The sequence below is a fragment of the Streptomyces sp. NPDC058964 genome (assembly GCF_042741275.1).
Classification (GTDB): Bacteria; Actinomycetota; Actinomycetes; order Streptomycetales; family Streptomycetaceae; genus Streptomyces.
This window is the reverse complement of record NZ_JBHYKH010000277.1, coordinates 5,719-11,683: the sequence shown is the minus strand read 5'-3', so window position 1 is coordinate 11,683 and position 5,965 is coordinate 5,719. Positions and strand designations below refer to the sequence as shown.

Below are 5,965 nucleotides of genomic sequence, written 5' to 3'. Positions count from 1 at the left end.
TCACCTCATGTTGTTCCACCACCTCTTCCGGGCCGGGCCCGCGGCCCCGGCCACCCGGCGGGTCGTCGAGGTGCTCACATGGTCCGAGCTGCCCACCGCCGACCAGCCCCTGGTCTTCGCCGACGTGCCCTTCGACCACCCCCTGTGGATCCTCTGGTCGTCGGGAACGACCGGTGTGCCCAAGGGCATCGTGCAAGGGCACGGCGGCATCGTCCTGGAACTCCTGAAGGCACTGGGGCTCGGCGCCGACCTGCGCCCCGAGGACCGGTACCTCTTCGTCACCTCCACCAGCTGGATGGTGTGGAACTTCCTGGTCGGCGGTCTGCTGCACGGCAGCACGATCGTCCTCTACGACGGCAGCCCCACGCATCCCGACACGGCCGCCGTCTGGCGCGTCGCCGAGCGGACGCGAGCCACCATGGTGGGCGTGGGCGCCGCTTACCTCGCGGCCGTGGAACGGTCCGGCGCGCACCCCGCCGCCGACTTCGATCTCGGTGCCCTGCGGTCCGTACTGCAGACCGGGTCCACGATGGCACCGAGCACCTGGAGATGGGTCTACGACCGGCTCGCCCCCGGCGTCTGGCTGCAGTCGATCTGCGGTGGAACCGACGTCTGCTCGGTTCTGGCGGGCGGGTCGCCGCTCCTGCCGGTGCGCACGGGCCGCATCCAGGCCCCCGCCCTGGGCGTGGCCCTGGCCGCCTGGGACGAGGCGGGCCGGCCGCGCACCGGCGAGCAGGGGGAGCTGGTGGTGACCGCTCCGCTCCCGTCCATGCCCCTGCGCTTCGTCGACGACCCCGGCGACGAGCGTTACCGGGCCAGTTACTTCGACACCTATCCCGGTGTCTGGCGACACGGTGACTGGGTCACCGTCGACGACGACCTCTCGCTCGTCGTCTCCGGCCGCTCCGACTCCACGCTCAACCGCATGGGGGTACGGATGGGCTCCGCCGACATCTACTCCGTGGTCGAGCAGCTGCCGGACGTAGCGGACAGCCTGGTGGTCGGCGTCGAACTGGACGACGGCGGCTACTACATGCCCCTGTTCGTGGTGCCGCGCCACGGTGCCGCCCTGGATGACGGACTGCGGGAACGGATCACCGCGGCGATCAGAGGGCAGCTGTCGCCCCGGCACGTGCCCGATGCCATCGTCCCGGTGCCCGCCGTCCCGCGCACACTGACCGGAAAGAAGCTGGAGGTGCCGGTCAAGCGTCTCCTGCAGGGCGCGCGCGTCTCCGACGTCGGCAGTGAAGGGGCCGTCCAGCACTTCGAGATGCTGTCCTGGTTCGCGGACTTCGCGGCACACCGAAGGGCGCGGGCGCAGGGCGAGGGCGGCGGGGAGCGACGCCGGCCGTCGTGAACCGCGCGATGACGGCCCGGGGACCCGGCGGACGGGGAAGAACACGTCCGCGGTCGACGGGTCGTCACGGCGGCACTCCAGCCCCCACCAGCACCCCCTGAGCCGCCTTGGAAAAACGGCTGCGAGCAACGGCGATCACCGGCGTACGCTGACGCCCGCCGTCTACCGAGGGAGGACACATGGGGATCCGAAGCCTGACCCGTACCGAAGCCCAGCGCCGGGCCGCACTGCTGACGGTCGAGCGGTACGACGTCGACATCGACCTCACCGCCCTGCCCGGCGGACCGGAGGTCCGATGTGTCTCCACGGTCACCTTCACGTGCCACGAGCCGGGTGCGGAGACATTCGTGGACTGCGCGGCACAGGTACGCAGTGCCACGCTGAACGGCGCCGCCCTCATGCCCACCGGTGACGGCCGGATCCCCCTCCCCGCGCTGGCGGAGCACAACGTGCTGCGCGTGGAGAGCGTCCAGGCGGACACGACCACGGGCGAAGGCGTGCACAAGGCGATCGACCCTGCCGACGGCGAGGTCTACGTGTGGATGAGCTTCGAACCGGACGAGGCCCGGTTCGTCTGGGCGTGCTTCGACCAGCCCGACCTCAAGGCCCCGCACGCCTTCACCGTCACGGCTCCGAGCGCATGGACCGTCACCAGCAACTCCGGCGGCGCACGCGTCGAGGAACTGGACTCGGCCCGCCGCTGGACCTTCCCGGACACCCCGCCCCTGTCCGTGTACAACACGGTCGTCAACGCAGGGCCGTTCCACGAGATCCGCCACGAGGCCGACGGTCACGACCTGGGCCTGTACGCCCGCCGGTCGCTCGGCGAGGTCCTCGAGCGCGACGCCGGGGAGATCTTCACCCTCACCCGTCAGGGCCTCGCCTTCTTCGGCGAGGTCTTCTCCATGCCGTTCCCGCAGCGCAGGTACGACCAGGTGTTCATGCCGGAGTTCGGCGGCGCCATGGAGAACTACGGCTGTGTGACCTGGTCGGACATGTTCTTGCGGCGGGCCACGCCGACGCCCGCCGAGCGCGAGCTGCTCGCCAAGGTGCTGCTGCACGAGATGGCTCACATGTGGTTCGGCAACATCGTCACCATGCGCTGGTGGGACGATCTCTGGCTGAACGAGGCGTTCGCGGAGTTCGCCTGCCACTGGGCGGCCGAGCGCGCCACCCGGTACACCGACGCGTGGGCGGGCCACCTGGCGAGCGACAAGCTCAAGGCCTATCTGGCGGACCAGGGCCCCGTCTCGCACCCGATCCACCAGCCCATCCACGACGTCGCCCAGGCCGCGTCGATCTTCGACAGCATCACCTACCCCAAGGGCGCGTCCGTCCTGCAACAGCTGATGACGTACGTCGGCGAGGAGCGCTTCACGGCCGGCATGGCCGCCTACTTCGCCCGCCACGCATGGGGCAACACCACGCTCCAGGACCTCATCGACGCCCTCGCCGAGGCCGGCGGGCGCGACCTGGACGCCTGGCGCACGGCCTGGCTCGAGACGGCGGGCACCGACCGCTTCTCGCTGGAGCGCGAGGGCGGGACCGTCACGCTGGTGGCCGACGGTCCCCCGCGTCCGCAGGTGCTGGCCGTGGGCGCCTACGGCCACAACGGCAAGGACCTCGAGCGCAGGGCGCTGGTACGGGTCGAGGTGACGCGGACCCGCACCGAGGTCACCGGTCTCCCGCCCGCGGCGGACTTCCTGCTGATCAACGACGACGACCTGACCTTCGCCACGGCCCGCCCGGACCCGACGACCCGGGACGCCCTGTTCCGTACGGCGGCGGAACTGCCCACGGCCATCTCGCGGGGCGTGGCCGCGGCCACCGTGTGGGACATGCTGACGACCGGCGAGGCGACGGCGGCGGAAGCCGGACGCTGCATCACCGAGGTCGTTGTTGCCGAGACGTCCGACGCCGTGATCGAGCCGTATCTGACGATGGCCGCGAACATCGCCGAACTGTGGGCGCCGCCGGGCGAGCGGGCCGGGCTGACCGCGGCGGTGGCGGCAGCCTGCCGGCGCCTGGCCGCCGATCCCGGCCGCCGCCAGGTCGCGCTGCGCGGCCTGGCCCGCACCGCGACGAGCGGGCAGGACCTGGCCTGGCTGCGCGAACAGGCAGGCGACGACGTGGACCTGCACTGGCGCGCACTGGTCCGGGAGGCGGAACTGGGCGGGGACGTGGCGTCCGAAACCGCCGTCCTGCTCGAACGCGATCCGGACCCCGACGCCTGGGTCCGTGCCCTGACCGTACGGGCCGCCCTGCCCGATCCCGCCGCGAAGGCGGAGGTCTGGCAGAGGCTGGCCGGGTGGGCGGCGGGGGGGCGGCCCGACGGGGGGCGCGGGGCGGGGGGCGGCTGCGTCGCCGCCGCCGCCCGCGGCCCCGGGGCCGCGCGCGCGCGGCCCGCCGCCCGCGCCCCGCGCGCTGGGGGCGGTGTTTGGGGTGGGGGGGGCGGGGCCCCGGCGGGCCCCCGTCCACTCTGTCGGTCAGGTGGCGGCGGCCTTCTGGCGCCCCGCCCAGGACGCCCTGCTGGCCCCGTATGCCCAGCGCTACCTGGAATCGATCCCCCATCTGCACCAAGGCGGAATGATCCTGGCGATGACCTTCACGAGCCATCTCTTCCCGCCGCGCGCCATCGACGCCGGCTACATCGAGCAGGCCCGACAACTGTCCCTGGAGGCAGCTCCGGTGGTCCGCACCACGCTGCTGGAACGCTCGGACGCGGTACGCCGTATGCTCCTCGCCCGAACTCCGGGGGCCTGACGCGGAGCAGCCGTCGGCGCCCGCCCGCCGCCCGCGGCGGGGGCGACGGAAATCGGGCTGTTCCGGTTCTCCTCCGCACGTCTCTTTCTGTGTCCGCCGTGGGTCGTAGCAAGTCCGCCCCGCAGATGGATTCGCACGCATCCGCCGACACGAAATGGTCGTTCCGTCCTAGCAGTTGATCGAAAGGAACGGCCATCGTGCGGACAGGACGCATGGCGCCCTTGCTCGCGGTGGGGATCGCGGCAACGCTGGTCCCCGCCCTCGCCCCGGCGCAGGCATCCGCGGCAGAACCGCTCAGCAGATTCGAGAACCAGAAGCCCGCATGGCACCGCTGCGACACGTCGATGCCCGCCGCGTTCCAGTGCGCGACGATCAAGGTCCCGCTCGACTACGGCCGCCCCGACGCCAAGACGGTCAAGCTGGCCATCTCACGCATGAAGACCAGCGTCCCCGGCAGGCGGCACGGCGCGATCCTCTTCAACCCCGGTGGTCCGGGCGGCGAAGGCCTGGACATGCCGGTCATGATGAAGTCCGCGATGCCCAAGAAGGTCCGCGAGCAGTACGACCTCATCGGGTTCGACCCGCGCGGCGTGGGCCGCAGCAGCCCGGTCACCTGTGGTCTGACAACGGCGGAACAGAACATCGAACACCCCTACAGGCCGGCGTCGTTCAGCCATGACGTCAAGTGGGCCCGGACCGTCGCCGAGAAATGCCGTGCCAAGAACGGCGACAGGCTTCCGTACATCACCACCCGCAACACCGCCCGCGACATGGACGTCATCCGCGCCGTCCTGGGTGAGAAGAAGATCTCCTACCTGGGTTACTCCTACGGCACGTACCTGGGCGCCGTCTACGCGCAGATGTTCCCCGGGCGGGCCGATCGCTTCGTGCTGGACAGCGCCGTCGACCCCGCCCGCGTCTGGCGCGGCATGATCCAGGTGTGGGCACAGGGGACCGAGCCGGCGTTCACCCGCTGGACGAAGTGGACCGCCCAGCGCCACCGTACCTACAAGCTCGGCAACTCCCCGGCCGAGGTGAAGAAGACGTTCTGGGAGCTGATCGCACGGGCCGACCGCCGTCCGGTCGAGGTCGACGGCGAGAAGCTCACCGGGGACGACATCCGGGCCCGTCTGCGGCCCGAGTTCTTCAGCCCCGAGAGCGCGGCCGATGCCGTAGTCCGCTTGAAGCGGGCCGCCGACGGCCATCCGGGCTCGAGCCACCTCGCGACTCCCGCCGCACAGCCGCCGCAGGACAACGGCTCCGCCGTGTTCTGGACCGTGGTCTGCGGCGACACCGACGCGTGGCCGCGCGACCCCGAGCAGTACCGCCGTGACGCGATCCGGGACAAGGCCAAGTACCCGCTGTACGGCGACTTCGGCTCCAACATCACGCCCTGCGCGTTCTGGGACAAGACGGCCGAGCCGGTGACGACGGTGGACAACAACGTCGGCCTGCTCACCGTCCAGAACCAGTGGGACCCGCAGACGCCGCTCGTCAGCGGCCTCGGCATGCATCACGCGCTGAAGGGCTCGCGCATGGTCTACGTCAAGGGCGGCGAGGGCCACGGCGTGTACTCCGGCGACCAGCGCGCCTGCGCCGACCGCGCCGTCAACGACTACCTGAGCACCGGAAGGCTGCCGGCACAGGACGTCACCTGCAAGGTCTCCGGCCGCCAGAGCCCGGGCGTGAACCGGCGCATCGTCCCGACACCGCAGCGCGTCCCGGGAACGCCCCGCTTCTGACATCGCCACCGTGCGCTCCGCCGGGCGGGGGGAGAGGGGAGCCCCACACGCACGCGGGCGGAAGGGGGCGCGGGGAGCGGGAGCGGGGGTGAGGGGCCGCGGC

Annotated in this window: 3 protein-coding genes; all 3 read left to right on the top strand. The window is 71.7% G+C overall.

Annotated elements, in window-relative coordinates:
- Nucleotides 1-1,357, top strand: a 1,357-nt coding sequence (locus tag ACFW2E_RS28670) for an acetoacetate--CoA ligase (protein WP_384469961.1), incomplete at its 5' end; no start/stop codon positions are given.
- A 179-nt stretch (nt 1,358-1,536) separates the two neighbouring features.
- Nucleotides 1,537-4,299 carry an aminopeptidase N gene (gene pepN, locus ACFW2E_RS28665; protein ID WP_384469960.1) on the top strand — a complete coding sequence of 921 codons (2,763 nt, stop codon included), beginning with the start codon at nt 1,537-1,539 and terminating at the stop codon, nt 4,297-4,299.
- A gap of 18 nt (nt 4,300-4,317) precedes the next feature.
- On the top strand, nt 4,318-5,862 hold the full coding sequence (locus ACFW2E_RS28660; protein WP_384469959.1) for an alpha/beta hydrolase: 1,545 nt from the start codon (nt 4,318-4,320) through the stop codon (nt 5,860-5,862).
- The last annotated feature ends 103 nt before the right edge of the window (nt 5,863-5,965 follow it).